General features: G+C 67.9%; 23 protein-coding genes and 2 pseudogenes. 8 read left to right on the top strand and 17 right to left on the bottom strand.

Features of this window, described 5'->3' with window-relative positions; genetic code table 11:
* Positions 1–99: 99 nt before the first annotated feature.
* Entirely contained in the window at positions 100–813 is a 714-nt protein-coding gene (locus tag ABD223_RS33925) for a MerR family transcriptional regulator (RefSeq protein WP_344040887.1), read from the top strand.
* Positions 810–1,349, top strand: a complete 540-nt coding sequence (locus tag ABD223_RS33920; protein WP_344040811.1) for a DinB family protein — start codon at positions 810–812, stop codon at positions 1,347–1,349. The genes ABD223_RS33925 and ABD223_RS33920 overlap by 4 nt, the downstream gene beginning before the upstream one ends.
* Before the next feature lie 82 nt (positions 1,350–1,431).
* Here the strand turns inward: ABD223_RS33920 and ABD223_RS33915 are convergent, their stop codons facing one another.
* Complete coding sequence (locus ABD223_RS33915; RefSeq protein ID WP_344040810.1) at positions 1,432–2,130, bottom strand: TetR/AcrR family transcriptional regulator; 699 nt, start codon at positions 2,128–2,130, stop codon at positions 1,432–1,434.
* Positions 2,131–2,267: 137 nt separating this feature from the next.
* Between ABD223_RS33915 and ABD223_RS33910 the strand changes: the two genes are divergently transcribed.
* A complete protein-coding gene (locus ABD223_RS33910) occupies positions 2,268–3,452 on the top strand; it encodes a cytochrome P450 (RefSeq protein ID WP_344040809.1) in 1,185 nt (394 codons plus the stop codon).
* On the opposite strand, the gene ABD223_RS33905 is transcribed toward ABD223_RS33910, so the two are convergent.
* From ABD223_RS33905 to ABD223_RS33880, 6 genes and pseudogenes are all read right to left on the bottom strand, one after another.
* A complete protein-coding gene (locus ABD223_RS33905; protein ID WP_344040808.1) occupies positions 3,428–3,658 on the bottom strand; it encodes a tetratricopeptide repeat protein in 231 nt (76 codons plus the stop codon). The two genes, ABD223_RS33910 and ABD223_RS33905, sit on opposite strands and share 25 nt — an antisense overlap.
* 2 nt (positions 3,659–3,660) lie before the next feature.
* The gene (locus tag ABD223_RS33900) at positions 3,661–4,059 is read right to left on the bottom strand and encodes a hypothetical protein (RefSeq protein ID WP_344040807.1); all 399 of its coding nucleotides are present in this window, start codon (positions 4,057–4,059) and stop codon (positions 3,661–3,663) included.
* Positions 4,059–4,301 (bottom strand): annotated as a pseudogene (locus ABD223_RS33895) (bifunctional rhamnulose-1-phosphate aldolase/short-chain dehydrogenase); the annotation flags it as partial. The gene ABD223_RS33900 and the pseudogene ABD223_RS33895, both read right to left, overlap by 1 nt.
* A 20-nt stretch (positions 4,302–4,321) precedes the next feature.
* The gene (locus tag ABD223_RS33890) at positions 4,322–4,876 is read right to left on the bottom strand and encodes a LysR substrate-binding domain-containing protein (RefSeq protein ID WP_344040806.1); all 555 of its coding nucleotides are present in this window, start codon (positions 4,874–4,876) and stop codon (positions 4,322–4,324) included.
* Positions 4,877–5,211: 335 nt separating this feature from the next.
* Positions 5,212–5,439 (bottom strand): IclR family transcriptional regulator, encoded by a 228-nt coding sequence (locus ABD223_RS33885; RefSeq protein ID WP_344040805.1) that lies wholly within the window; start codon positions 5,437–5,439, stop codon positions 5,212–5,214.
* A 30-nt stretch (positions 5,440–5,469) separates the two neighbouring features.
* Entirely contained in the window at positions 5,470–5,778 is a 309-nt protein-coding gene (locus ABD223_RS33880) for a helix-turn-helix domain-containing protein (RefSeq protein ID WP_344040886.1), read from the bottom strand.
* On the opposite strand from ABD223_RS33880, the gene ABD223_RS33875 reads away from it, so the two are divergent.
* The 3 genes from ABD223_RS33875 (at position 5,675) to ABD223_RS33865 (ending at position 9,346) form a co-directional block, all read left to right on the top strand.
* Positions 5,675–6,292: a hypothetical protein gene (locus ABD223_RS33875; protein ID WP_344040891.1), complete on the top strand. Its 618-nt coding sequence runs from the start codon at positions 5,675–5,677 to the stop codon at positions 6,290–6,292. The genes ABD223_RS33880 and ABD223_RS33875 overlap by 104 nt on opposite strands.
* Before the next feature lie 328 nt (positions 6,293–6,620).
* The gene (locus tag ABD223_RS33870) at positions 6,621–7,829 is read left to right on the top strand and encodes a phosphatidylserine decarboxylase (protein ID WP_344040804.1); all 1,209 of its coding nucleotides are present in this window, start codon (positions 6,621–6,623) and stop codon (positions 7,827–7,829) included.
* 29 nt (positions 7,830–7,858) lie between these two features.
* On the top strand, positions 7,859–9,346 hold the full coding sequence (locus tag ABD223_RS33865; protein ID WP_344040803.1) for a S10 family serine carboxypeptidase-like protein: 1,488 nt from the start codon (positions 7,859–7,861) through the stop codon (positions 9,344–9,346).
* Between the two features lie 443 nt (positions 9,347–9,789).
* Here the strand turns inward: ABD223_RS33865 and ABD223_RS43710 are convergent.
* A pseudogene (locus tag ABD223_RS43710) lies at positions 9,790–10,277 on the bottom strand (IS982 family transposase); the annotation flags it as partial.
* A 60-nt stretch (positions 10,278–10,337) separates the two neighbouring features.
* Positions 10,338–10,544: a hypothetical protein gene (locus tag ABD223_RS33855; RefSeq protein ID WP_344040800.1), complete on the bottom strand. Its 207-nt coding sequence runs from the start codon at positions 10,542–10,544 to the stop codon at positions 10,338–10,340.
* A 741-nt stretch (positions 10,545–11,285) separates the two neighbouring features.
* On the opposite strand from ABD223_RS33855, the gene ABD223_RS43705 reads away from it, so the two are divergent.
* Both ABD223_RS43705 and ABD223_RS33850 read left to right on the top strand, forming a co-directional pair.
* Positions 11,286–11,762: a helix-turn-helix domain-containing protein gene (locus ABD223_RS43705; RefSeq protein WP_380646934.1), complete on the top strand. Its 477-nt coding sequence runs from the start codon at positions 11,286–11,288 to the stop codon at positions 11,760–11,762.
* Positions 11,687–12,274, top strand: coding sequence for a transposase (locus tag ABD223_RS33850; protein ID WP_344040799.1), 588 nt, complete (start codon positions 11,687–11,689; stop codon positions 12,272–12,274). Before ABD223_RS43705 ends, ABD223_RS33850 begins: the two co-directional genes overlap by 76 nt.
* A 410-nt stretch (positions 12,275–12,684) precedes the next feature.
* On the opposite strand, the gene ABD223_RS33845 is transcribed toward ABD223_RS33850, so the two are convergent.
* From ABD223_RS33845 to ABD223_RS33810, 8 genes are all read right to left on the bottom strand, one after another.
* Complete coding sequence (locus ABD223_RS33845; protein ID WP_344040798.1) at positions 12,685–13,788, bottom strand: hypothetical protein; 1,104 nt, start codon at positions 13,786–13,788, stop codon at positions 12,685–12,687.
* Positions 13,789–13,883: 95 nt separating this feature from the next.
* On the bottom strand, positions 13,884–14,186 hold the full coding sequence (locus tag ABD223_RS33840; RefSeq protein WP_344040797.1) for a hypothetical protein: 303 nt from the start codon (positions 14,184–14,186) through the stop codon (positions 13,884–13,886).
* Positions 14,187–14,313: 127 nt separating this feature from the next.
* Entirely contained in the window at positions 14,314–15,024 is a 711-nt protein-coding gene (locus tag ABD223_RS33835) for a hypothetical protein (protein ID WP_344040796.1), read from the bottom strand.
* Positions 15,021–16,166, bottom strand: a complete 1,146-nt coding sequence (locus ABD223_RS33830; RefSeq protein WP_344040795.1) for a hypothetical protein — start codon at positions 16,164–16,166, stop codon at positions 15,021–15,023. Before ABD223_RS33830 ends, ABD223_RS33835 begins: the two co-directional genes overlap by 4 nt.
* Positions 16,163–17,299, bottom strand: coding sequence for a hypothetical protein (locus ABD223_RS33825; protein WP_344040794.1), 1,137 nt, complete (start codon positions 17,297–17,299; stop codon positions 16,163–16,165). The genes ABD223_RS33830 and ABD223_RS33825 overlap by 4 nt, the downstream gene beginning before the upstream one ends.
* On the bottom strand, positions 17,296–21,228 hold the full coding sequence (locus ABD223_RS33820) for a hypothetical protein (protein ID WP_344040793.1): 3,933 nt from the start codon (positions 21,226–21,228) through the stop codon (positions 17,296–17,298). Before ABD223_RS33820 ends, ABD223_RS33825 begins: the two co-directional genes overlap by 4 nt.
* Entirely contained in the window at positions 21,225–23,690 is a 2,466-nt protein-coding gene (locus ABD223_RS33815; protein ID WP_344040792.1) for a hypothetical protein, read from the bottom strand. Before ABD223_RS33815 ends, ABD223_RS33820 begins: the two co-directional genes overlap by 4 nt.
* Positions 23,687–26,317, bottom strand: a complete 2,631-nt coding sequence (locus ABD223_RS33810) for a DUF6603 domain-containing protein (protein WP_344040791.1) — start codon at positions 26,315–26,317, stop codon at positions 23,687–23,689. The genes ABD223_RS33815 and ABD223_RS33810 overlap by 4 nt, the downstream gene beginning before the upstream one ends.
* Between the last annotated feature and the right edge of the window lie 347 nt (positions 26,318–26,664).

Below are 26,664 nucleotides of genomic sequence, written 5' to 3'. Positions count from 1 at the left end.
GGTAGGAACCGCTGTTGACCGTATCGTTGAAGGTTCGGGTGAAACTTCCACGGAACCGACCTGGGGTTTTGGCATCGAAACCTCAATCGGAGGTGCGCGCTGAGACCCATCGACCTCGCCCGGGAGCACGGGTTGTCCGCGCAGGCGGTCCGCAATTACGACGACGAGGGCGTGCTCCCGCCGACCGGGCGCAGCGAGGCCGGCCACCGGCGCTACACGCCGCTGCACGCGCAGGCCCTGCGCGCCTTCCTCGCGCTGCGCGCCGGGCACGGGCACGGGCAGGCGGTGGAGATCATGCGCGCGATCAACCGGGGCGACACCGAGTCCGCCTACCGGCTCGTCGACGCCGCGCACGTCGCGCTGCTCGCCGAACGCGACACCCGCGCCGAGGTGGCGACGGCCCTGGGCGGCCTGTCCGCCACGACGCCCGAGCCGGCCCGCGGTCGACCGCTGACCGTGGGCGAACTCGCGCGTCGGCTCGGCGTGCACCCGGCGACGCTGCGCACCTGGGAGACCGCGGGCATCCTGCGCCCCGAACGCGACCGGGCGACGGGCTACCGCGAGTACGGGCCGGACCGCGTGCGCGACGCCGAGGTCGCGCGGCAGTTGCGCCGGGGCGGCCACCCGCTGCACCAGGTCGCGCGGTTCGTCGACTCACTGCGCGAGGCGGGCGGGGCGGGCGCGTTGAGCGCCTTCCTCGACGCCTGGCAGGACCGGCTGACCAGGCGCAGCCGCGACCTCCTCGCCGGCGCGGCCCAACTCGACGCGTACCTCACCCTGCTCGACGGTCGACCGGCGATACTCGCACCATGAGCCACCCCGGTCCCGCGTCGGTCGAACGAGTCGTCGACAGCCCGCTCAAGGCCCAGTTCGAGGCGTTCATCGACCAGCACCGCGCAGCCCTCCACGACTGCCTCGACGGGCTGACCGGGGAACAGGCGCGCAGGTCGCTCGTCGCCTCCCGCACGACCCTGCTCGGTCTGGTCAAGCACGCCGCCTTCGTCGAGCGGGTCTGGTTCGACGAGGCGGTGACGGGCCGCTCCCGCGCCGAAATCGGCATCCCCGGGACGCCCGACGAGTCGTTCGCGCTGACCGAGGAGGACTCGATCGACGCGGTGCGCCGGGACTACCGCGAGGCCTGCGAGGCGTCCCGCGAGGCCACGGCGCACCTCGACCTCGACGACGTGCTGCCGGGCAACCGGCGCGGGCCGCTCCCGCTGCGGTGGGTCTACCTCCACGTGCTCCGGGAACTGGCCCAGCACTGCGGCCACGCGGACATCCTCCGCGAGCAGGTCCTCGACGGCGCCGCGCCGGCACCCCCGACCACGAGGCGTGCGGCGGGTCGGTGACCGGTCCCGCCGGCCGAACGCCTCGGCCGCCTCGGTCGGGGCGTATGACGCGACGCCCCTGACGACGTCCCGCGGCCCGGCGTCACCGGGTCGGTCGCCGGCCCGCCGCGGTGTCGGCCCCGCCCCGGAGCGCCGACGCGCCCAGGTCGTCGACGGTGATCGGGCGGCCGGGCAGGGAGCTGCCGGCCGGCGTGCCGCCGGGCCGCGCGCGCAGGCCGTCGAGCACGATCGCGACCGCCCGGTCGAACGCGAGCACGGCGGTGGCGAGCGCACCCGGCGGCCGGTGCAGGACCATCGCGGTCAGGACCACCACGTCACCGGCGTCCACGTCCGGGCGCATCGTCCCCTCGGCCTTCGCGGCCTCGACGATCCGGGCGAACTCGGCCAGCAGCTCGTCGCGCGACTCCTCGATCTCCGGGTCGCCGTGCAGGACCTCCCGGGCCCTGGGTGAGGTCAAGGAGAGGTGGACGCTCGCCTGGAGCTGGTGCGACCGGTTGACCAGGCGCACCAGCGCGTCCCACGCCGTGGGCTCCTCGGTCGCGGCCGAGCGCGTGTCGTCGAGGACCTGGGCGAAGCTCGCCCGGGCGACCGCGCGGATGAGCGAGTCCCGGTCCGGGAAGCGGCGGTAGAGGGTGCCGATGCCGACCCCGGCGGTCCGCGCGATCTCCTCCATCGGCACCTCGGGGCCTTGCGTGGCGAACACCTCGCGCGCGGCCGCGAGGATCTGGTCGCGGTTGCGCCGCGCGTCGGCCCGCAACGGGGTCTCCGGGTCAGCCGTCATCTCCTGCCTCTCCCTCACCTGGGCAAACATTGTCTCATCCGAAGGAAGTGGACGAAAAACCTCCGCATCGGTACGGTCGAGAAGGCGAACCGGAGGATTTCCTTCCACATAGTTCCTGTCGAGATCGGGGTGGAACCATGACCGCTCAGCTCCCCACCGCGCTGCCCATCACCCGCACCTGCCCGCACGCGCCGCCGGACGAGCACCTCCGCCTGCTGCGGGAAGCGCCGATCTCGCGGGTGACCCTGCCCAGCGGCATGGACGCGTGGGCGCTGACGAGGCACGAGGACATCCGCGCGATGCTCACCGACCCCCGGTTCAGCTCCGACCGGCGCAACCCGGGCTTCCCGGTGCTGACGCCGGGGCAGCGGGCCCTCGCCGGGTTCACGCCGTCCCTGATCGGCATGGACCCGCCGGAGCACGGCCCGGCGCGGCGCGCGGTCGTCGGCGAGTTCACCGTCAGGCGGATGGCCGCCCTGCGCCCGCGCGTCCAGCAGGTCGTCGACGAGCACGTCGACGCGATGCTCGCCGGGCCCCGGCCCGTCGACCTGGTGAAGGCGCTGTCCCTGCCGGTGCCGTCGCTGGTCGTCTGCGAACTGCTCGGCGTCCCCTACGCGGACCACGAGTTCTTCCAGAGCCGGTCGGCGCTGCTGCTGAAGCGGGAGGCCTCGGCGGAGGAGCGCGTCGGCGCCATCACGGAACTGCGCGCCTACCTCGGCGAGCTGATCGAGGCCAAGCGGGACGAGCCCGCCGACGACCTGCTCAGCCGCCAGGCCGCCACGTCCGACGACCGCGAACAGCTGGTCATGCTCGCGTTCCTGCTGCTCGTGGCCGGGCACGAGACCACGGCGAACATGATCTCGCTCGGCGTGATGACCTTCCTCGAACACCCCGGGAACGCCCGCGCGATCCGCGAGGACCCGTCGAAGACGCCGTTAGCCGTGGAGGAGTTGTTGCGCTACTTCACGATCGCCGAGATCGCGACGACGCGCGTCGCGGTCGCCGACGCCGAGATCGGCGGCGTGGTGATCAGGGCGGGCGAGGGCGTGGTGGCGCTGAGCAACACCGGCAACCGCGACCCCGAGGCGTTCGAGCGGCCCGACGAACTGGACATCGGCCGCGGCGCGCGTCACCACCTGGCGTTCGGCTTCGGCCCGCACCAGTGCCTGGGCCAGAACCTCGCGCGGCTGGAGCTGGAGGTCGTGTTCACCACGCTGTTCCGCCGCATCCCCGACCTCCGCTCCGCCGTGCCCCTCGACAGCCTGCCGTTCAAGGACGACGCGAACGTCTACGGCATCTACGAGTTCCCGGTGACCTGGTAGGGGAGCGGGAGCCCGACCCGCCGGCTCGGCGACACCCGAGGGGGCGTCGCCTCCCGGTGCCGGCCGAGGTGGTGGTGGGCGGATCCGAGGCTGCCCCGGGTGTGCGCCTGCCAGTAGGTGTCGCCGATCTCCTGTTGCAGGGCGAGCGCCCGCCGGCAGTGGTCGAGCGCGGTCTTGCCCACGCCCCCCGTGCGGCCTATCGCCATGATCACCATCCCCGGAGCGGGTCGGAGGTCGGCGAGCAGCTCCGCCAACCGGTTCGGGGCCCGACCCGGCCGGCGAAGCGGGGCGCCGGCGCGGGCGGCCGTCGCGGCGCCGCCCACGCGTCGCGTTCCGCCGACCGGGAGCGCGCCTGGCGACGACGTGACTCGCCCCGCGCGGTGGCGGCGAGCCGGTCGGGCGAGCGGTGGCCGTCGATCGAGCGGAGCAGCTCCCAGTGCGCTGCGTCCCACCACGCCAGATCGGCCAGGTCCGCCGGCACCGGTGCGCCCACCTGGTCGGCGTGCGCCAGGCAGGCGCGGACGAAGGCGACGACGAAGTCCCACCCGGGCAACGACTTCGCGTTCAGCTTGTTGCGCCATGACCACCCCGAGTCGCTGATCGCCACCAGGAGAACATGCCGACGCCGGGGACCAGCACGATCGCCGGGTCCGCGTCGCGCATCGGCGGCGAGTCGGGCGTGGCGTGCCGCTCGTAGTAGGCGCGGTAGTCCGCCCGGTGCGCTTGGTGCAGCTCGCGCAGCCGGGTGACACAATCCTCCACCGACGCGGACGCGGCCCCCGCCAGCGCATCGCGGTCCACCAGCAGTGCCCGCAACCTGGTTGTCGGATACCTGTTCGGGCAACCTGACAGGCGTCAAATAAAACGCTTCACAGCGTGCAGATCCGTCGGCCGACCTTCTCCGTCACCTCGCGCAGCCAGATGTGTCCGGCGTCCTGGGTGTGTACCGGGTGCCACCACAGCGCCTCCTGTACCGGCACGGCGGGGAACGGGCAGGGCAGGGCGCGCACGCCCGGTGCGGGGAAGCGTTCGACCAGGCGTTGCTGCGCCAAGGCCACGCGTCGCGTGCCGGCGACGAGAGGGGGCAAGAGGTGGAACGAGGGCACGGACACGTCGACCTGGGGGCTGATGCCGAGCATGCTCAGCTGACGGGTGACCGGTGCGTCGTAGGCGCGTTGGTAGACCGCCCAGGGCAGGCGCGCGAGGTCGTCGAGGGTGAGTTCGTCGCCGATGTCGGGGTTGTCGTCGGCGACCAGGCACACCCACCGGTCGGTGAACAGTTCGACGGCGGGGAATCCGTCGATGACGCCGTGCGGGAGCAGCAGGCCGTCCACGGTGCTGAGCAGGGTGCCCAGGGTGTCCAGGAGTGCCGGTGAGGTCTGCCGGAACGTCAGGTGGACGCCGGGGGCGACGTCGGTCAGCACCTCGCGTGCGCAGCGCGAGTCGACCGCGTGGTTCGCGCAGGACGGCGACGCGGTAGGCGTGCGCGTCCCACCGGTCGCCGCACAGGGAGCACTGCCGGGTCAGCCCGTTGGGCAGGACCAGGTCGAGGTGCGCGCCGGGGGCCCAGTCCGGCAGGCGGCGACCCCGGGGGTGCCGCAGGGTCAGTGCCGTGACGCCCTCGGCCGCGTCGGCCCTGTCCGTCACGACCAAGTCGACCAGCGCGTTGTCGGCGAGTGCCATCGTCCTCGACGCTCCTCGGGGTGTGTCATCGGTGACCGAGGATGAACCGGACGTGGTCCACGCCACTACGGCCTTCTCATCGGTCGAGAGAAGCCCTCGTGCCGTCCGGGCCGCGCATCGTCCGCGACACCCCGCGCGCCGCCGCCCGCAACGCCGGGATCTGCGCACGGGCGTTGCCGTCGTTGGGCACGATGACCGACAGCGCGGCCACTACCTCGCCGTGCGCGCCGCGGACCGGCACGGCGATGCCGGTGGCGTGCTCGTCGATGAAGCCGGGGCACAACGCGTGCTCCTCGCGGCGCACGGAGGCCAGGAACCCGCGCAGAACAACGCCTCACCGCGCTCCAGTACCGCCAGCTGCGCGTGGTGCCCCACCACCGCGTGCAGGTCCTTCAGGAACGGCATCGCCGCCTCTCGGAGACTCAACGCCGGGGACGCCCGCACGGCCGGCTCCCACAGCCGCAACCCGATGCTGCACCAGCCGCTGTCGTCGCGGTGCAGCGCCCCCCCACGCCACCAACTCGGCAGCCAGTCGGTGGGTGGTCGACGACGGCAACCCCGCACGCCGGGCCAACGCGGTGATCCGCAGTCGCCGGTGGGTCGGGTCGAACGCGCCCAGCAGCGCCGGCGCCCGCCCGGTCACCGACCGCGACGCGGAACCGCCGCCGTCCAGCGCCAGGACCACCAGCGGGCAGGCGAACTGGCCGATGAGCACGCCGTTGCCTGGGCCCGCCACGACGGCACCAACGACGACCCAGGCCGTGCCGGGAGCGAAAGCCAGGATGCCCAACCCGATCCCGGACAGCGGAAACGCCAAGGGGACCGCGGATCCGCCGGCCCTGCGCCCCCAGCGGGCCGCCCAGGGCGAAGAAGACGGTGGCGGCGACGGTCGTGCAGACGGTCTGCAACATGATCGCGGCTTCGGTGATGCCGACGAGCACGAGGCTGGCGACGATCAGCTCCAGCGACGGCAGCCACAGCGGCGCGGTGCCGAAGAACCCGTAGGCGACCAGCGCTGCGACCAGCAGGCGTTTGCGTCCCGTGCGCTCCAGGACACGACCCGCGATCGGCGCCGTCAGGACCGCCCCGAGCACCGACAGACAACTCGACAACAACAGGACGAGTGCTCGAAGACGGCCTGCGGGTCGATCCGTTGAGGGATTGACGACGACCCCGCGGTCGAGAGGGATGGCGGCGGGTTCGCCAAGGGGTCTGCCGAGCAAGCCGACCATCACAGGATCGACCGGAACCAGGTCGATCAGCGGTCCGGGCAACGGTCAGCCGCGCGAGGGCGTCGTCGACGACAGGTCACCTGGCCGGGTGCTTCCCGGTTCTGCCAGGTGAACACCGCAGTGGGCGTGTGCGGCGTGGGGGGCGGAGCCGCTTGGCTGTAGCCGTGTTCGCCCAGAGCCGCCCGCACGGCAAGGGGCATCCGCACCGACCACACCTCGGGCGCGGCCGACAACCCGAAAGGCAATGCAGGACATGGCCCATGAGAAATTCATCCCGAGTGCCACCATCGACGAGTTCGCCGAACGGATCGCCAAGTGGTACGAAAGCAACCACCTGGATTTCAAGGCCATGTTCCACGCCACGATCGAAGGACTGAAGAAGCCGCCTGTCGACAAGAGCTCCGACGTCTACTACGACTGGGAGAAGCACGGCACGATCGACGGGCTGTGCAATTTCTTCCGAGAATGGTATGCCTGGGAGCCGAAGGTCGAGGAGGGGTTGAACTACATCGAGAAGTTCAGCTGGCTCAACTACCGGAACGACGACGGCATGAAGTTCGTCACCACCGGCGCAGGGCTTCTGATGACCTACGACTTCACGCAGTTGCAGGGCCGGTACATGGACTCGCCGGCCTCGCGCGACCTCGTCGGGAAGTGGGAAGAAGAACTCGGGCCGAAGATGGAGGACTACGTCGTACCGCAAGACGGCTTCCAGAACTTCAACGAATTCTTCACCCGGGACCTGAAGCCGGGCGTCCGACCGATCGACGCGCCGAATGACGATTCCGTGGTCGTCGCACCGGCCGACTGCGTGATCAACATGATCGTCGACGACCTGACCGCGGACACGGCACTCCCGGTCAAGACCGTGACCATGAACGTCGAGACGCTGCTCGACCGCTCCGAGTACGCGGCCAGTTTCGTCAAGGACCACAAGCGGGGTGACACGTCCGGCGGCACCGCGGTGTCCTGCATCCTGATGCCCGACACGTACCACTGGTACCACTCTCCCGTCACGGGCCGGGTGGTGGAATCACGCGACGACATCGGCGGGATCTACTACGGCATGCGGGACTTCCCCGAACTGCTCAACAAGGGGGACGTGGGCTACGGGTACGACTACAGCATGTTCGAGCACTTCCGCCGCGGCTACCTCGTCATCGAGACCGAACAGCACGGCTACGTCGGAATGGTGCCCGTCGGGCTCAACTCGATCGCCTCCGTCCGGTTCCTGGAGAAGTTCCGGGACGTCAACGACACCACCGGGTCCGTCGCGGTGAACAAAGGGGAGAAGATCGGCTACTTCAAGTACGGCGGATCACTGAACATCCTCCTGTTCGAGCCCGGGAGGTTCCCCGCCCTCCGGCTGCTCCAGGGGCAACGCATCGGGCAGCTCGAAATGACACTGCCCGGGTTCTTCTCCACCTCCGGGCGCGCTCCGTCCGCCAACCTCGAATCCTGATCGGACACAGCGGACGGATGGTGCGATCCATGCCCGACAACGACCTCCCGGCCGATCTCGTCACCAGCATCCCGGCGAACATCGACAACACCCTCCAGATCGACCTGTACACCGACAGCGGTGTCCGGAAAGCCCGCTCCTATGCCGGTCACATCGATCTCGCCGACCAGGTCCACCAGGGTGGAAGGAAGAGGAACCAGCTCTTCTACTGGTTCTTCGAGAGCCAGACGTGCAACCCGCACATCGCGGCCACCGACCCTCGACAGCGACGGCTGATCGCCGAGACACCGCTGATCATCTGGCTCAACGGGGGACCGGGCGCGTCCTCGCTGCTGGGGCTGTTCCTGGAGAACGGGCCGTTCACCATCGACGGCGACGCGGCCGGGACCATCTCCGTCACCCCCGACAGCTGGAACCAGGAGGCGCACGTCGTCTACTGGGACCAGCCCATCGGCACCGGGTACAGCCACACCCGCGACGAGGGGCGCGCGGGAACGCGTGATCAGGACGAGTGCGTGCACGACGAAGCAGCCCTCGGCGAGATGTTCCGGGAGGCCCTGCAAGGCTTCTTCTCGCGGCACCCGGAGTACGCGGAATGCCCGGTCTACCTCTGCGGTGAGAGCTACGCCGGCAAGTACGTGCCCGCGATCGCCCTGGCGATCGACGAGCACAACCGGGAGGACGACCCGGACCGGGTGAGGATCGACCTCCGGGGGATGTCCGTCGGCAACGGCTGGATCAAGCCCGAGCTGTCCCTCCGGGTGATGATCGACTACGCCTACACCACGGGATTCATCGGGAAGCACCAGCGGGACGAGCTCTACCGGGACTACGAGAAGTTCCAGGAAGTCCTGCACCGAGCCACACCGGACATGGGTGAGGCGACCACGCTCGGCAACGAGCTCGTGGCCGCGATCCTCGCCTGCGGCGGCGGTTTCGACATGTACGACGTCCGGCGCTGGGACGACCTGTCCCTGGGCGCGCTGAGGAAGTACCTGAACAGCGAACCGGTCAAGACCGCACTGCACGTCCCCCCGGACATCGAGTGGACATGCGCCGACAACGACGGGCCCGTCGCGCGGGCACTCGTGGACGACAACATGGCGGACTGCTCCGGGGACTTCTCGGAACTGCTCGACAAGAGGACCGGGGCCGCCGACCGGTACCGGCTGCTGTTCTACACCGGCAACTTCGACACCGCCTGCGGCTACCGGAGCACCGAGGAGATCCTGGCCGATCTCCCGTGGACCGGGCGGAACGGCTGGTCCACCGCACCCCGGCTGATCTGGACGCAGGCACAGGGGAACCCGAAGGGGTTCGTCCGTCAACACCTGAACCTGACCCAGGTCAGCATTCCCGCCTCCGGCCACCAGGTGCCCGCCTTCCAACCCGGCACCTGCCGAGAGATGATCTACAACTGGATCTTCCAACGCCCCTTCCACGGCTACGAGGCCCCACTGCCCGCCCGAGCGGTTCCACCCAGCCGATGGACACACGCGCCCCGACGAACCCGGTGACCGGACTTGCGCCCAGCGGCGCCGGTCCGTCATCCGGATTGCCGGGCGAATCCGGTGAGCCGGAGGAACCCTGGGCGGGTTCAGACGGTCGCAGAACTCGCCGGTAGTGACGACCTCGACGGCGGGAAGGGCTCTTGTGCGCTGTCGTTTCCCTGCAACTCCGCGGCGGCGCCCTGCCCGAGTCTCCTTGACCTCGGGGAGAAACGGCGAGGACGTCGGTCCCCGGAGCGTTTCCTGCGGCGTCTACGCGGTATGGGGCCACCACTGTCGGGCTGGGTGAGGAGGGGAACATTCCCGTAGCGACGGGTCCAAAGGCCGCGGGCCGCGGCACCGGCTAGGCACGCCGCTCGGCCTGACGGGCGTGATGGGCCAGCACACCCGCCACGATTTCCTCCTTGGCGGGAGTCGGGTACAGCTCCGTGCGTTGGCCTGCCTTGGCGTTCGGTCGGCGCGAACGCGACCGGCAGCACGCCCGGTGTGCAGATCAGATGCAGGCGCAGGCCCCAGGAGAAGCGGGAGTGGGAGGCGGAGCAGGGTCGGAGCGTTTCGTGGTCTCACGGGAGCGGCCGCATTCCACCGGGGGAGTCGATCATCCACACGTCGTCGGTTCACAGCGTGGTGTCGACGGCGAGCATCCGGGTCACGGCCTTGACCAGGACGGATGCCTTGCGTAGCCGCTTGTTGTAGCCGAACTGGCCAGGCAGGTAGCGGAACAGATGCCCTACACGTACGTGGGCGTGGCTCAGGAACCAGGCCTCGTTGGTGAACCCGAGCAAGGCCTGGATCACCGGCAGAGTGATCAACTCGGCATCGGTCAACCGGGGCCTGGGACCGACCCTCGGCCGCCACGGCGCCGGGTGCGGCGCGGCGATCAACAGGTCGTCGGTTCGACGTATATCGCGGGCGCGAGGGTGTCGACGTCGGTCGTCACAACCCGTACATCGACACCCTCGCTTCGCGTCTCCAGACGTCTACCCTTGGACCTGCTCATCTAATCGAAGTAGACCCGGTACCCGTCGAAGCGGCCACCGTTGCAGACGAAGCCGTCCTCGTCCTCGGCCGGTGTGATCAGGCCACCGTAGGTCACACATTGATCGGCCGATACCCAGCCGGGATCGGCCGCGGCGGACCCGACCGTTCCGAATACCATCCCGGCTGCCACGCCAACAACAGCCACCCACAGTGCGGTCCTGCGCATCGTCGCCACATCCTCCGTAGTAGAACTCATCAAGTCGGCGATTCGCCGATCCGAGGATGTACCGGCCGGACATGGGTGACAGGGCAATGGGCACGTGTGGGGGACACCAACCCACCGCATCGAGAAGCGGCGCGGGACCACCCTGAACACGCTGCTCCGCGAACTCCGTCTCAGCATTTGCGGATGAAGATGGGCAGATCGGATCCTGTGTGCCCGAGGTCGTCCTTGCGCGCCGCCGGCGCGGCCCTGGTTGAGCGTGCTGGACCTGCTGTACTGGCACCGATCAGGTGGCCTGGGGACATTTCGACTCAATGTCACAGTTCGTGAGCCAATGAGTCGGATGTCGAGCAGTTGGCATGGTTCGTGAACGGGGAGGTGGTCGTATGGCGCTCGCGGTGGTGCGCGATCTGCAAGACCCGCGGCGTCAGGAGGGCGAGGAGGACATCGCCGCCCAATGCTGGAAAGGGCTGACCCAGTGAAGTGGACCTGCGCCTGGTCGCCGCCCACCGCCGCACAGGATAGGTAGGCGAGCTGCAACGCCAGTTCAACGAGGACGGCCTGGTCATCAGCTCCGGGAAGCGGTGGAGCCGGCAGCCACGGTACAGAGGTTGAATTCGTGTTGGCGGTGGAAGTGGCCCCGTGACGTTTCTTGATCGTCGCGGTGTGCCGGGTGGATGAGGTATGCGCAGGGTGGTGGCTTGACGCCCCGCCAACGGCGGGCGCGGGAGCGGGTACGACTGGATGCCGGTGCCCGGTTCGCCCGGGTCGAGAGGACCGCCGTGGTCGCCGCGGGGTTGCGGGTGGGTGTGCGGCAGGTGGAGAAGTGGCGCCGGAGTTGGCGTGAGGGTGGTCTGGAGGCGTTGCGGTCGGCGGGGCCGATGTCGGTGGAGCGGCTCTCGCCGGCGCAGTGGGAACGGTTGGTGCGCGAGTTGGCCGGGGGTCCGTTGGCGCACGGCTGGGACGAGGGGCAGGGGTGGACCCCTGGCGCGGGTGAAGACTGTGATCGGGCGGTTGTTCCGGGTCGGCTACGCGGTGCAGGGGGTGTGGCGGTTGCTGCGGCGGCACGGTTGGTCGGTGCAGGTCCCGGCGCATCGGGCGTTGGAGCTTGACGACGGGGCGGTCGGGGTGTGGCACGAGGAGGTGTGGCCCCGGGTGAAAGACTCGCGGCGGACCTGGGCGCCGTCATCTGCTTCGAGGACGAGGCGGGCCAGGGCCTGAGACCGCCCAAAGGGCGCAGTTGGGCACCACGCGGGCGGACGCCGGTGTTCCGGGTGCGCGGCCGCCGTGCGGGCTGGGTGTCCATCGCCGGCGTGCTGTGCTTCAAGCCCGGCGACCGGCTGCGTCTGTGGCGTGGACGCAAGGGCGAGCGGCGCGGCTTCACCTGGAGCGAGTACCGGGACCTGATCGTAGCCACCCACAACCAGCTCCGAGCTCCGATGGTGTGGATCTGGGACAACCTCAATGTCCACAAAGCACACGAGTTGATCGAGTTTATCGACGCGAACCGGGACTGGCTGCGCGTGGTGCACCTGCCCTCCTACGCACCCGACCTGAACCCGAACGAAGGGGTGTGGTCGCTGCTCAAGCGGTCGCTGACCGACTTCGCCGCGGCCGACCTCGACCACCTCGTGCGCGTGGTGAAACGCAAACTCAAGAAGATCCAGTACCGGCCCGACGTGCTCGACGGCTGCCTCACCCAGACCGGACTGACCCTCACGACGACACCATGATCACGACATCCGCCATCACGAATTCAACCTCTGTAGTGGGTAGAGGCGTGAAATAGAATCAATAAGCGGGAAACACGAGGCAGAATCGGTACTTCCGCAGGTGGTGGCTCGATCGGGGCGGTGGAGGTAGAGGAGGCGCAGGTTCAACTCTTGTCGCTCGACGGTCGTGTTTTGGTCTTTGGGGTGCCGCGTTCATCGCCCACTGTGGACTGTTGGCCAGTTGTACTGGCAGGTGAAGAGCAAAATAGGGGGTGTCGTTCCAGGGGGTGGTGGATCTTCTCGATCGGGTAATTGTTGTCAACTGGCGCGAACTTGCCCAGGGTGGGGGCGTTGTGGCACCAGTTTCGTTCGGTGGAGGTGTGTTCGGCTGCAGTCGGCGCGAAGTGGGTCGCGCGTCGGTCCGTGCTGGATCAGGTCCAGGCGAGTCTGCGGATGGCGAAGGTGTTGCTCTTGTTGGGTGTGGTGGCTGTGGGTTCTCCGGTGGAATACACGGTGGTGGGACTATCCAAATTGTAGACGCCTTGTGCCCAGGAGTCGCTGTCTTTGATCCAACTGCAAACCCATACCGACCCGGTCGGGTCCATTCCGATGCCCTCGATCACCTCGTCGGCGTGTGAGGTGTCGACTCGACTTGCCTTCTCATTCTCCAGGTCGATCTTCCAGATCGTTGATCGGTAATCGTATCCACGTACCGTGACTCGGGTCAGCAGGACGTAACAGGTGGTACCGTCGATGAATTGGTAGAGCCCACTTGTTCCGTAGGTGCCGTCGGTCTCGAGATCGACGTCGTAGCCGTGTGCCGGGGAAGGTTGAAGACACAGAACCGTGGCCTTCTTCCCATCGGAGCCGACGACTACTACGTACTTTCCGTCAGCGCTGCAGGCGACCCCGCCGGGATTTTTGACACAATTATAGCTGGGATCGATCCCGGGAGGCGGCGGATTACCGGGTGGGACCATGGCAGCGACAAAACCGCTGCCGTTCGGCCGATTCCCGACGCCGAAAAGGACAGCGCCCCTCGGGGCGGCCGCGACGTCGACCAGTGGCTCGTCCAAGTCGGTTATCACTTGTTTAGGGTCCCAGAACTGGGGTTTGAGGTCGGTATCGCCGGGCGCGACTACCGCGAATGGGATGTCATTGTTCAGCAGACAAATGAGTCCATTGGGAGTGAGCGGCTTGGCCGCTTCGCCCGGGATCGTGACGCACCTGACGATCGACGCGGGCTCACCGTGGGCGTTGTCGAAGCTGACCAAGTTTGCATATTTGCACGTGGATGCCTTCCATTTTTGTAGCTGCCAAACATTGTTGTGCATCACCGGCCGATACAATGTATCCCAGGCCGGGCAATGCGTTGGCAAATTATGCCTGGTCACGCTGCCGTCTTCTTGTGGCACGATCTTGACCGGCGGCGTGCTCATGCCTTCCGCGAAGCGGAGTGAACTGAACATCTCGTGTGGAAACATGTCCGACAACGGATAGCCCTCGAATACGGCGAGGATACTCGTGTCTTCCACTGGTCGATCATTCAACTGCAATCATCTCCTTCTATTCCGTGTGGCGACGCGGCGTGTCTGTATGGATAGCTTCCCGAATCACCTTGTCACTTCGGTTATCCTGCGGCAATAAAACAGATCTTCCAATTGCTGCTTTGTGCTAGAAAGTGGATCCACGCGGAATCCTTTGAGGGTGTGGCGTATCGGATGTACATGACTTCGGTGGCTTCCTGTTCGGTCCACGCACACAAAGTCGCCGTAACGGACGGTACTGTCTCGAATGACTGATCGAAGCCAATCCATACTCCGATGTCCAGGATGTCGTTCTTGTCGTTCTTGTCGTTCTTAATGTTCTTCACCGTGAAGCCGGTGCCGGAGGCGATTTCTCCATTGCCTTGCACAATGCCGGACAAGATCATGACTGACATCATTTTCTCCCGCGGGCCGTCGTTGACGAAATTTTGATGTCCAAGGTGTCGCCGGTTTGAGGACTCGGATGTTGCGAAAAGTGAGGAGCTTGCGTCGCCTTTATTGCCTTCGAGGCCGTCACGATGTGGACCAGGGTGGGTAGGGGGTGACTGTGAGGGTTTGTTTCGTCCCGGTTCCGGTGATTGTGCAGGTGCGCCAGGTGGTGCCGTCGCTGACACGGATGACGTTGTCGGCGCCGAGGAAGGCGCAGTGAACGGTGAAAGTGCTGCCACCGCCGTCCGTGAGGGTTTGGGGATCTCCGATCTGAGGTGAGTGGGAGATCGCGCAGCGATAGGTGTCGCCGGAGAACAGGATGGTCGTGTTGGGTACGGGGGTGTCGGCGGCCGCGGTGACGGCGAGTTGCGGTCCGGCCAGGTCCTTGAGTGCTGGGAATTCGGCGGTGAGGGCTTGTGTCCGAGGGTTCTCGGATACTGATCCTCCGCTGTCGAACCACTGAATGGTTGAGGTGCGGAGGATGGGAAGGTTGGGGTCGGGGTAGATGACGGTGGTGGAGTCAACGATGAATTGGGGGTGTGCCGCGCGGTTGTAGGCGGCGCATACCCCGGCGAGTTTGTGGTTGGCGAAGTCGACCCAGAGTTCTTCGATCACGTCTGGTCTTGGTGGGTAGGGGTGATAGTGGCTGCTTGTTTTGGTGATGGTTCCGTGGTTGTCCTGGAACCAGCGGTCGACGTATCCGTCGTCGGTGACGAAGTAGGCCGTTGCTGGCTGCTTGGGGCCGTCGATGGGCATCACGAAGGCGGCTGTCGCGTTCGGGTCCGGGGTGGTCATGTCCGCTCCGATCGGTCCAGTTGTTGGCTGGGTGTGAGGATGCCGGTGCCCAGTGGCCGCCAGTCCAGGCTCAGCGAGTAGTCGGAGGCGGTACCGGTGTCGGTGACGGTGATGGTGGCGCCCGCGGGGACAGGTACGGTCAGGCAGGGCGCGGAGTCGCCTGGTCCGGAGCGCGCGGTCGCTGTCGTGATGAACAGGCAGGTTCTATCGGGGGCGGTGAGCGTGACGCCGACGGATGGCCGACCGGGTCCGGAGGTGGCAAGGATGATCGACAGCAGGCCGTCGGTGCCCGCGGTGCGGGTGACGGGCGGCGCGATCTGTCCGGGCGCGAATTTCTGATGGATGTCCTGTCGTTCGCGGATGCCCAGGACTCGCGCCGCGCCGCGTACGGTGCAGTCGGTGACGTTGAGGTGTGGGCGGGCGACGGTGACGAAGGTGGACAGGGCGGGGTGGGTGGTGATGCAGCCGGTGTCGGTGATGTCTGCGGTGAGCAGGTAGGTGGTGTCGCGGTGTGGACGATCGGTGTAGGAGTGGTCGGTGGTGACGGTCTCGCTGCGATGCTCGAGGTCGGTGTCCCAGCTCAGGGTCGCGGCGTAGTGCGTGACAGCCGCGGGCATCCGTGCGGTCCAGGTCAGGTGCGCTTGGGCGCCCGCGTCCACGACGGGCAGGTCGGGGGTGAGGTCGCCGAAGGCGGTGCTCGCGGGAATTTTCTCGATGTCCACGGGCACGGGGTGGTCACCGGTGGGGGTGTGTTCGGTGACGGTCACGGTGGCTTTTCCCGTGTGGTGGTTGACGTGGATCTCGCCGAGGGTGACGGTGATCGATCTCCGTGCGGGGAACCGCGGCGCGGCTCGGGGCGGGGTGAGGGTGACCACGCCCTTGCTCCAACTGTGTGTCCAGCGGGTTGAACCTGTGTCGTAGGTGAGCGCGATGGCCCCGAGTTGGTTCTCCGCGGTCAGGTCGGTCTCGTCGTCGCCGACGGGCAGTGTGATCGTGATCGAGGTGAACTGGATGGCCTGGTCGGTCTTGTTCTGCATCATCGCGGTGAGCGTGACGAGGCTCTCGGTGCTGTCACTGACTTGCGGCGCGGGCGGGTCGATGGTGATCGTGTGGGTCAACGCGGTCACGTCGGGGCGGGTCATGACTGGGCCTCGCGGCCCTGGGACGTGCCGTGGCCGAGGGGGAACCACGTTGCCGTGGCCGAGGGTTGGTAGTCGCCGGTCAGGGTGAGGTCGATGGTGGTGTCGGCGGGAACGGGGACGAGGACGTTCTCATCGACGCTGCCGTCGGCAGTGGCCAGGGTGTAGGTGAAGATCGGTTCGTCGCCGAGCGGGCAGAGGTTGATATCGAGGGTGGCGGCCTCGCCGTTCATTCCTGTGTGGACTGTGGCGGCGAGGAACCCATCGGTGGAGACGGGTATCGACTGCTCGTGGGTGGCAGGATTCAGGGTGTAGGCCGTGGGAGTGGTCAGTATCCGGGCGGTGCCGTTCACCGACAGGTTGCCCGCATCGATATCGCCTCGAGTGACGGTGACCAACGTGACCGCGTGGTCGTCCGGTTGACCACCAGCGGGATGGGCTGTGAGCAGGAACGCGGTGTTCTGGGTCAGGCCGCCCTGCGGCTTGATGGGGAAGCTGTAGGAGTCGCCGGTTCTCTCCAGTCCCGTTTGTTCGGTGACCTCGAGGTCCGTGGTCGCGGCGCGCAGGTCGAACCGGGGATCAGTGCCCGCAGCCACCTGCCACTTGAGCGTGGTGTCCCCGCCTCGTTCGACTGCGGGTGGGTCGGCGACCAGTGAGGACAGGATTGCCTGAGAAGCGTCCTTGCGGATCAGATGCGTGGTGGTGTGCCGGGAGGGCGCGGCGTCGGGGTGGTGGCCGTCGGCGTGAAGGTGGACACGGGTGATGCCGGGCTCGCGGACGCGGATGCCCTCGACGGTGAGGCTGAGCGTATGCCCGGCCGGGAGTTCTGCGGGGCTGTGCGGGAGCGCGGTGATCTCGCCGTGTGGATCATGGCGGGCGGTCCACCCGCGCGGCGGGTGGACCCGAAGGTCTTCGGCGCGGTCGGTCAACGCGGTGGAGGCCGCGCCGATCGGGAAGGTGAGGGTCAGGCCCGTGCAGACGAAGGGGGTGTCGCGGTCGTTGACGAGGGTCACCCGGAGGGCTCCGGCGGTGGGTGGACGGCCGGGACAGGCGCAGACGAGCGGTCCGGCGGGCGTGTCGAGCAGGACTGTCGGCGCCGCGGCGAAAGCGAGGGGCTGCGAATCGGTCGCGGTCATGATGTCTCCTGATCGGCGTGAGCGGATGGGTCGACGATCGGGACGAGGTCGACGAATCCGGTGCGAGCTGTCGGTCGGGTGCCCGGAAGGTGTGCGAGCGGGTCGGCGGCGGCGATCGGCAGCGTTGTCCAGCCATCGCCGCTGCGCTGCGCCCATTGGGCGAGGCGTCCGGTGCGATGTGGTTCGGTCGCGGCGGGCAGCACCACCGCCTCATGCGGTTCTTCCCGCGGGGTGGTGCCGACGGTGAGGTGGGGTTGTGGGGTGCGTGTGGCGGCCAGCACGGGACCGGTGCGGATACCCAGGCGCAACCGTCGTAGGACATCGCCCACGGTGGTTTCGGGCAGGCGCAGTGTCGTCTCCGGGAGGATGTCGGTTCGGGCGTGTACCGCTGCCCACGGGTCGATCAGCAGTGTGAGGTACCGGTAGCGGTCGGGGTCGGGGTCCGGGTCCGGGTCGATGGCCCGGACAGGGCGCGCGGGCACCGCGAGGGCGCTGCCGTCGGTGACCCGCCGCAAGTACGTCGGTTCGCCCGCGGGGGTGGTGTCGACGCACAGATGCTCGTAGTCGGTGGGTGTTGTGGGGTCTGGACCGACGGTGGTGAAGTAGCCGACGAGGCCGTCCGCGGTGTTGAGATGATCGCCGAGTTGCACATTCCACCGCAGCCGCCACAACCCATGGCTGGTCGGGTCAGGTTCTGTCAGGGCGTTGTCCCAGGTGGTGTCAGCCAGGGGCGGGCCGTCGAGGTCGAGGTGCAGGCGCGCGCGAACGAGCGCGAGGGGACGCCCGACGAGCCGGGTGACGATCTCTTCTTGGTCGTCACGGGCGGGGGTGATGGTGACCAGTGCGTTTTCGATCGCGGTCAGTAGTTCGTGCGTACGCTGGGGTTTGGGCGAGTCGCGATCACCGTGGCCGGTGGCATAGGCGTCGGCGTCGGAGTCGACGAGGGCGTGGAGGAACTCGGCCAGGTGTGGATGGGCGGTGCTGAACGCGTCGCTGAACAGGTCCTGCGGGGTTGTCAGGGACGAATCAGGTAGGGGCGACCAGCCCACGGCGCGGCGGTTGTCGGGGCCGATGATGTTGACCTGGCCCAGGCCCTGACCTGTCGGGCCATAAACAGTCAGTGATCGAGTATCGGTGCGAGGGTCGACGGGCAGACCCGGTTCACCCGCGCCGAACAGCAGCCACGCACACACGGGAGTGTCGGCCAGCAGGGTGGGATCGGCGTCGGTGTCCAGCACCGTGGGAGTGGTGGTGTGGGCGGAGAGCAGGTCAATCGACAGGCGGGCGGGTTGCGGAAGCCGCGGTGGCAGGTGCGCCACCCGCCCGGTGTCGGTATCGGGGTATACGACTTGGGAGGTGAGGCCGTCGGCCCGGTGTGGCCGGTAGCTGTCCGGGTTGTCATGCGGAAGCAGTTCTATGGAGCGGCCGAACCGGTCGGAGACCGTGACCCTGGTGAACGCGAACTCGGCCGCGCGGACCGGCTGGCACCGCTGCTCAGGCGGGGCGTCGGGAGCGGGCACGGTGGTGGGGCGAACATCGGTGGGTAGCGGGTCGGTGTGCGAGTCCGGATCGGGAAAGAAGGGGTTGCGGCGGGCCAGCCACGCGGTCATGCCGTCGAGGGATTGGGAGATCATGTCCCAGCTCCCGACCTGGTCACCGAGTTCGGACATCTTCTCTTGGGGACCGCCGGGATAGGTGTCGATGTGGGTGGTGATCCGCCTGCGGAGGGTGAACACCGGCACCGGGGACACCGTGACCCGGCCGGAGACGGGCGCCTGAGTCACCGTTGTGGGGTCCGGGCGGGAGATCAGTTCGAGGCTACCGTCATCGGTGAAGCGCCAGTTCTCACCGAAGGTGGTCGGGTCTCGGTCGGAGATGAACGGGAGCTGCCACAGTGTGGCCAGCCAGTCCAGACGCATCGGCGACCAGGGTTGGCACCACAGGGCGGTGTACTCCGCGACGCGGTGACCAGTGGCTGGGATGAAGCGTTGCGCGTGCGGATCGAACGGATCGGCCGCGTTGGGCTTCGTGCAGTCCTTGCACAGGGTGGTCGGCGTCTCGCCTGCACGCAGTTGCGCGGCGGCGGTGTCCAGGACCCAGAACTCGGCCAGCAGTCCCGTCACCACTTCCCAGTCCACGCCCAGATTCGCCAAAATCTGTCGCAGCGACTCGAGGTGTGCGGGCGCGGGTGGGTAAGGGGGCGCGCTGATGGCGCTGCCGTCCAGTTCGGCGTGGGTGACCAGTTCACTGGGGTCTCGGCACAGCAATGGCGTGGCGCGCGGGAGGAATCGGTCATTCGCTACACCGGCACCGCGAACGACCGACACCGGGTCCACCGCCTCGTGGAACGGGGCTTGAGGCACCATCCGCAGCACCGCGGCGGTGCATGAGCCGTTGTCCGAGCTGTGAGGTGGACGCAGCGCGCGGACCTGGTTGTCGCGGTCCACGGTCAGTGCGGCGATCTCGTCGCTGGCCGTGCGGATCGCCGGGAACAGCGTGTTGTCGAGATATTCCTGGGCTTGCTCGACGAAGTCCTTGTGCTGATCGGGAGCCAATCCTTGCATCCACCACAGGTCGTAAGCACGGCGAGCGTGAAATGTCTTCTCGCGCACGGCTTGGTCCAGGCGCCGCTGGGTCGTGTTCAGCGCGGCGAGGGCCGAGGTCACGTCGTCGCCTGCGCTGATCGGGTCAGTCGTGGGTCCGGCGTCCAGGCGCCAGGAGTAGCCGCCGAGGCTGTCGTTGAACCACTCGCGGTGCAACGCCGTGCGCAGCGCCTGGATACCGTCGTCCAGCGCCGTGTCGAGTACGTCGAGCATGCCGCTGTGGAAAGCGGTCAGCAGCGTCCGTGGACTGTCGACGACGGGCGGGTCCGTGCGAGGCCGGTCAGTGGGTGGGGTGACGTGAGCGTCGCGGACAAGCGCGTCCAGGGCATCCGCCGAGGAATGCCCGACACCGATGTTGGCATCGCTGATCGGGGAACGTGGCCGCTGTGATGGCGGCACGTGGTGGTCGCCGGTGTCGTGTCGTTGCCAAACCAGGCCCAGTGCCGTGCCGACGTACAGACAGCGGCTTATCGGCTCGGCGGTAGCGGCCGCGTCACCGACCGCTCGCGGGGTTGGGCGGTCCCAGCCTAGTGCCGTGAACGCGGCTGTCAGCAGCCCGTCGGACCCGGGATGGCTGCGTTCCACGTCGTAGAAGTCCAGCAGCTCCGCGACTCGGCGGGGCTCCAACGGGTCATCGCGGGCATCGGCGTGCCAGCCGACGACCAGATAGCTGATCATCCCGTCGTCGATGGGCGTGCCCGCGTCGTCGAGGAGAGGGTCGTGCAGGGAGAACACGTCCTCGTTGTAGGGCTGGTAGGCGGCGAAGGTCGGCACGCCGGGACCGACGGCGGTCAGGGGCACGCCCTGTTCGGCGGGTTCCTGCCAGTCGTCGGTGCACAGGTCGTGTTTGCGGCCGATGTAGCGGGCTTGGTCCTCATACAAGTACGGGGAGGTCCCCAGGTCGGCGTCTGCGCCGTCGCGGGCTCCCAGCGGTTCGAGGTAGTTGGACTGCACGAGCCACCCGGCTGCGGTCGGCGCCGCAGTCGGCGTGGTCCGCAGATAACGCACCACCAGCCACCGGTCCGGCGCCGGCGGGAACTCGACTGGCATGTCTTGTGTGGCGTCAGTCAAGTCGGTGCGGGCATGGCAGACCGCGTCAGGCAACTGCCAGTGCAGGTACACGCCGATCCGATCGGTCTTCGGTACCCCGACCTGGCTGGTCATGGGCTGGTCATTGGTGAACGGGGGCTGCTGCGGATGTGCCCGTTCGCCTGGGGTGAACTGCAGACCGCACCGCAGGAACGTGTCGTACACGCACACGGTCTCGTTGGCGGCCAACGCCTCCACCGACACCGGCACGAGCGTCACATCCGCGGTCGCGGTCATCGGGTGTCCTCCTGCGGGTCGGTGCGGGTGAAGGTCAGTTCCTGGCGGGTGTCAAGCAGTTCCAATGCCACCACCATGTCGGTCATCTCCTCGAGTCCAACATGGAGGGTGCTCGCCAGGGCGGCCACCAGTCCGGTGTCCGCGCCACCCGGGTGCGCTGACGCCAGCAGGTCCAGAACCTGGCCTGCGCCGTGGATAGCGTTGGGCCGCAGGTGGTCGGCCACCCCCTTCAGCGCACCACCGTTCAAGGGCTCACCCAGGGAATAGGTGCCGGTGCCGAACGTGAAGTCGTCCTGCGGACTGCGGAGATTGATGGTGCCGCCGTCTTTGTCGTCGACCGGGCTGTCGATGCCGAAGTGCAGGGCATGCGGTGGTTCCCGCAACGTCACGGTCTCGGGAACTGCATCGAACAACACGAGCAGAATGTCTGGTGCTGGATGGATCTGGACCATCCCGATCTGCTCACCGTCCTCCAGGGCGCATCCCGGGTCAATGGTCAGGTTCGGCCAGTGCTCCACCAGCCGCGACCTCAGCAGCAGCCCGCACAGCGGCGACGGTCCGGCCTCGGGCTCGGTGAACCCTCTCGCAACGGCTCTGGCGGTGACGTACTGGTCCAGTCCGGTGGCGGCGCCGATACTGGTGGCGCCCTGGACCAGCGCGTCCAGCCAGTACGGGTCGAGGTAGAAGAACCGGATGCTCTCGGCGGGCAGCATCGCCTCGTCGGGCACGAGATGATCGAAGGGCAGCGCGGCCAGCAGCGCGTGTGGGGCCAGCCCGGCATCCATGAGCCGAGCGCGGTGTTGCTCGATCACCTCGTCCAGGGCCATGGTGATCGACGCCCGCAACGTGGCGGGTCTACGTCCTGGCTGTTCGTCGGGAACGCCGGACAGCACAGCGGCGACCGCGACCCGCAAGACCTCTCCCACCCCGCCCACCGCGGTCTCGGTGTCCGTTCCGCCCGTGTCGTGGTTGTGCAGGTCCTTGAGCTTGTCGGTGAATTCGCTGCCGATGTCGCGGGCGACCATGTCCTCGAACACCGCCCGGGCAGGCCGCTCGCCGCGGTGGGTGGCCGCGGTGGCCCGGTGCAGCGCGCGCACGGCGTCCGCACGCAGCCGCGACAACCCTGCGGCCAGCGCGGGGTCGGCCATCACCAGCAGTCGACCGATCGTGAACGCCGCGGCGAAGGACACGTCGAATGTGCCGATGTCGGGCAGGTAGACCAGCGACCCGGCTGCCGAGGCCACCTCGCCTGCGCGTGTTCGGACGTGGTGTTCGGAAGTCCCGGATGCGGAGGGCGGCACTGATGGTGGCCACACCGGGGTAAACGGGCCGCGATACCAGCCAATGGTGGTGTCCCCATCCTCGACGCCGTGCGCGACGGGGACATAACCACGGCGCAACCGGTAGCAAGCAGCGACTTCGACAGGACCACTGGGACTGTCCGGAGTGGGCAGCTGCAGCATCGAGCCCGTTCGGTGGGCTTCCTCGGCCAGGTTCCGTGCCAGGGTCGCGAAGCTGCCGTAGGGGTTGGTGATCGAGGTGAACGACCAGGACCACAGCACCACCAACCGCACGGCCGCCTGCGTGGTGCTGACGGCGCCGCCGAGGAAGTCTCGATTGCCGTAGCCCTCCAGCGACACCAGCACGGCGGTGAAGGGTTGAACCGAATCCACGTCGTTGGTGACGGCGCGGGCACGGGCGAGGCGGTTGCCGACCATCACGCTGTAGCGGCCGGGGAGGAACTGGTCGTCGTTGTGGGTGGACGGGTGGTTGGTGACATGGCGCATGTGGGCCAGCAGCGGCAGTTCCGTCCGCCGGGGCAGCAGGTCCTTGACCGCCGCAAGTGGCACGTCGACTGTGCGGCAGGACGTCTGTTTCTCGGTTTCGCTGAGTACACCCAGATCTGGTACAGCGACATTGTCGGTATGGAGGGAAAAGGCGTCACCGACGGTCCAGGTTCGGATGGCCGAGGCAGGATCGGTCGGTGCCGCGGCGTCCGTGCTCGGCGGTACGGCTTGAACGTCCTGATCGGTCAGCAACAGCAATGTCATCCAGGGAACCGTCACCTCGGCCTGCGGGTCGCCGTCGCGATCGTCCTGGAGATCGGGGTCGATGCGGCGTTCCCAGGGCAGGCTCGCGGCGGTGAGCGTCAGATGCGGCAGCGTCGTGTTGTAGTCCCCGCTGCTCCCGGCGGGCGGGTAGCACGCATACACCGTCGGCGGGTCGATACCGAACCGCGGCGCGGTGACCTGGACCGGCTGGTCGGCAGCGGACAACTTCTCATCCAGCGTCCCGTCGCCGCCGGTGGTGGCGGTGATGTGGTGTTCGACCTGAATGGTGTACGACCCCGCGGACAAGGCAGGGAGGTAGTACGGGTGCAACGTGACGTCATGGGTCGCCAGCACCGCCGCACCAGGCAGAGTCGCGCCAGGGACCGTCGCATCGGCCACTGTGTCGCTCATCGCCTCGCCTGCCTGGTCGGCGCGGTCATGGGGTCGTACGGCAGGTAGGACCAAACCCGCTCGGCCGTGTCGGTCAGCGTTCCCTCCCGTGGCTGTGGCGGTGCCACACCCCACTTGCGCAACGCCGTGTCCAACGCGGCCCGTGTGCTCGCGGTGCCGAGCAGACCGGTGGCGATCGCGGTGCGGACCGTGCCCGGTCGGTCAGGCACGGGACCATCTGGATCGGGCGAACCCGACAGGGCATAGACCGGTCGAGGGTCCACCTCGATCGGGTCCACCTCGAGCACCGTCTCGACGATCGGCCCGAGAGGATCACCGGGGTCAGGGCCAGGCACCGTCAACCGCACACCCACCGCCTGCCCGACCAGTAGTTCGGTGTCGGTAGCGGGTCGGGTGCCGGGACTCGGTGGCGCGGGACCCCACAAGCTCATCGGCACGTCCTGGTAGACGGCTTCCGCCGTCCACGGGTCAATACCGCCCAGCAGGTCCACCACCACCGGCTCCACCCCCGCTGCCGCCTCGGCCGGGGTCGGGTTCCGTTTCACCGTCACCGTGTGGGTCGCGTTCGCGGGCTGGGTGCCCATGGGCCGCACCGAGAACGGATCACGGTCGTGGAGAGAAACCGGGGTGGTGGTGCCGTCCGGAGTCACCAGGGACACCGTCGTGACCGGAGTCGGTGCTTGGGAGATGAACGAGAACCCCGCAGCGCTGACCCGCCACGGCTTCACCTCCGCCTCGCCAACCGAGGGTGACGTTGTGGCGGCTGCCGCCGTGGGTGTCGGCGGCTCGGGCAGCACCCCGCCGGTCGCCAGCACCTGCGTCGTCTGCTTGCCCAGCACCCGGGTGTGGAAGTCCGACCAGTCGAGCCAGGGCAGGGTGGCCGGTTTCGACGCGCCGAACTTCACCGACACATCGCTGATGATAGGCAGGTGGAAGGTGGCGATCCCACCGGTCGGCGGACCCCACACCGTCACATCCACCCCGAGCTCTATCCGCGGGTTGAACCCGATGTGCAGTTCCGCGCCCGCACGGACACCGATATCGATCTCGAAGGAGAACGGGTCCCACTGAATGAGCGCGTCGATCTGCGCATGCAGCCACGCGTGCACCACCGAGGCGTGAAAATCGACGTCCAGCCTGGCGCCGAGCATGAACGCCGAAGGGGTCAGCGCCGCATAGCATTCGCCCACGATCGACAAGCCGCCGCCCAGCGCCCAGGAGAATCCGATCCGCGGCACATCCGGATAGTGCCCCGGCTTGGCGTAATCGGGGTGATAGCCGCCCGCACAGACCACGAAGTCTCCCGCGTGCGGCGAGGGCGACACCCACGTGCACACCGCGAATCCGCCCTCAAGATGGCAGTCCGGGTCCAACAGGTAGGAATCCCGGGTCAGCTGCCCCAACACCGCCAACTCTCCGGTCGAGGCCTGGTAGGACGCGCGCACCTGCAACGTGGCCTTCGCGTAGGCATGCCCGGTCGGCGGGAAACTCGCCGACGCCAACCCCAGCAGTGTCACCGCGAAATTCTCACCGACCTGCAGGATCAACAGCGCCTTCACATCGATGAACTCGAAACACCGCACATGCAGCCCCGCCGCCAACCAGATCTCCCCGACCGCGGGTGTGATCACACTCGTGGTCAGCGTCTTCAGCACCTCGAGCGGCCCTTTACCCACCGGGAACTTCTCCGGGTCGGTCAAGCCCGCGACCAGCGCGTAGTCGGCGATCTGGTCCACCGCTGGAATGGTGACGGTGGAGTTGTAACCGAACCCGCCAGACAGGCCGAGTACCTCCACCGGCGGCGCCCCGATCGCCAACCCGTCGATTTCCCCGAACAGGAACAGCGACACCATTCCGTTCGTCCCGTGCGCGTACGCACCGACCACCGCCATACTGATCCGCGACGTGGACACCACCAGCCCACCGGTCAGCAACAGATCCCAGTCCGGCGACGGCGGGGTTTGGCGCAACACCTCGCCTGCGATCCGCACCGGGCCCTTCTCGAACGCGATCCCCAGACCGTCCAATGTGGCCGTCACGGTGTAGGGCGACTCGACCCTCACGCCGATTCCCAGCCCCATCGTTTCGAGAACGATCCCGCCCAGTGTGAGGGAACCGTCCAACAGCAGGAACACCGTCTTATCGCGGTAGGAGACTCCCAACCGTGACACCCGCAACGGCCCTAGCGCCTTGTCCACCTCCACCCACCCGGTCATCCCAGTCCCCGCCGCCGCAACCAGCACGGCTTGGCGGGCTGGGAGCAGAGTGTCGTCCCGGTCGGTGCCCGCACTGTCGGACAGCATCATCGTGTCGGTCTGTTTCGACGTCGTCAGCGCCACGTACGCGGTGAACGGCTTATTGGTCACCCTGAGTGTGGCGCCCACTGACACCGTCGCTTTCCACACCGACTCCGGCCACGCCGCGCCGGTCCACCCCGCCCCGTCCAGCAAACTCCGCAGCGCCTGCTGCTGTGCGGGATTCGTCTGAGACGACGACAGCACCATCAGGTCCAGTCCGGATACCGACGCGGTATCGTGCGGGATCTGTGATCCGACCACTGGCACATCCGCCAGCGAGACATCCAGCGCGAGTCGCACCGCCAGAACCGTCACACGCGTGCCTGCCATACCAGCCTCCCGATCACGTCACCAACCGACACATCTCCACATCACCATCCACGATGGACGATGCTGGTCGACGGCAAGCAAATGTCGCGGTCCGAACGGCGTCCGCTGGTGACAGTCGCCTGAGAGCCATCAGACCGCAGCGGTATCTGTTCGGCCACCGCAGCCACCCGAGCGGGCGACACGGAACATCACCTCTGCTTCCGAGACTTGCAGGCGGGCCGTCGACAGCACTCTCATCGGCGGGATGCGCCGGGTGCGGCCGCCCACCACCGGACACCGCCACAAGTCCGCGCGGCCTGGTCCGCACCTGACCTGTACACCGTCTCCGCCGACGAGCAGATCGCCGC

It is taken from the genome of Saccharothrix xinjiangensis (assembly GCF_039527585.1).
Taxonomy (GTDB): Bacteria; Actinomycetota; Actinomycetes; order Mycobacteriales; family Pseudonocardiaceae; genus Actinosynnema; species Actinosynnema xinjiangensis.
This window is presented reverse-complemented; position numbering and strand designations above follow the sequence as displayed.

Coding starts and splice junctions, on each gene's coding strand:
- ABD223_RS33920 (WP_344040811.1), top strand. CDS start 810: ATGAGCCACCCCGGTCCCGCGTCGGTCGAACGAGTCGTCGACAGCCCG.
- ABD223_RS33915 (WP_344040810.1), bottom strand. CDS start 2,130: ATGACGGCTGACCCGGAGACCCCGTTGCGGGCCGACGCGCGGCGCAAC.
- ABD223_RS33910 (WP_344040809.1), top strand. CDS start 2,268: ATGACCGCTCAGCTCCCCACCGCGCTGCCCATCACCCGCACCTGCCCG.
- ABD223_RS33905 (WP_344040808.1), bottom strand. CDS start 3,658: ATGGCGATAGGCCGCACGGGGGGCGTGGGCAAGACCGCGCTCGACCAC.
- ABD223_RS33870 (WP_344040804.1), top strand. CDS start 6,621: ATGGCCCATGAGAAATTCATCCCGAGTGCCACCATCGACGAGTTCGCC.
- ABD223_RS33865 (WP_344040803.1), top strand. CDS start 7,859: ATGCCCGACAACGACCTCCCGGCCGATCTCGTCACCAGCATCCCGGCG.
- ABD223_RS33855 (WP_344040800.1), bottom strand. CDS start 10,544: ATGCGCAGGACCGCACTGTGGGTGGCTGTTGTTGGCGTGGCAGCCGGG.
- ABD223_RS43705 (WP_380646934.1), top strand. CDS start 11,286: ATGCCGGTGCCCGGTTCGCCCGGGTCGAGAGGACCGCCGTGGTCGCCG.
- ABD223_RS33840 (WP_344040797.1), bottom strand. CDS start 14,186: ATGATCTTGTCCGGCATTGTGCAAGGCAATGGAGAAATCGCCTCCGGC.
- ABD223_RS33835 (WP_344040796.1), bottom strand. CDS start 15,024: ATGACCACCCCGGACCCGAACGCGACAGCCGCCTTCGTGATGCCCATC.
- ABD223_RS33830 (WP_344040795.1), bottom strand. CDS start 16,166: ATGACCCGCCCCGACGTGACCGCGTTGACCCACACGATCACCATCGAC.
- ABD223_RS33825 (WP_344040794.1), bottom strand. CDS start 17,299: ATGACCGCGACCGATTCGCAGCCCCTCGCTTTCGCCGCGGCGCCGACA.
- ABD223_RS33820 (WP_344040793.1), bottom strand. CDS start 21,228: ATGACCGCGACCGCGGATGTGACGCTCGTGCCGGTGTCGGTGGAGGCG.
- ABD223_RS33815 (WP_344040792.1), bottom strand. CDS start 23,690: ATGAGCGACACAGTGGCCGATGCGACGGTCCCTGGCGCGACTCTGCCT.
- ABD223_RS33810 (WP_344040791.1), bottom strand. CDS start 26,317: ATGGCAGGCACGCGTGTGACGGTTCTGGCGGTGCGACTCGCGCTGGAT.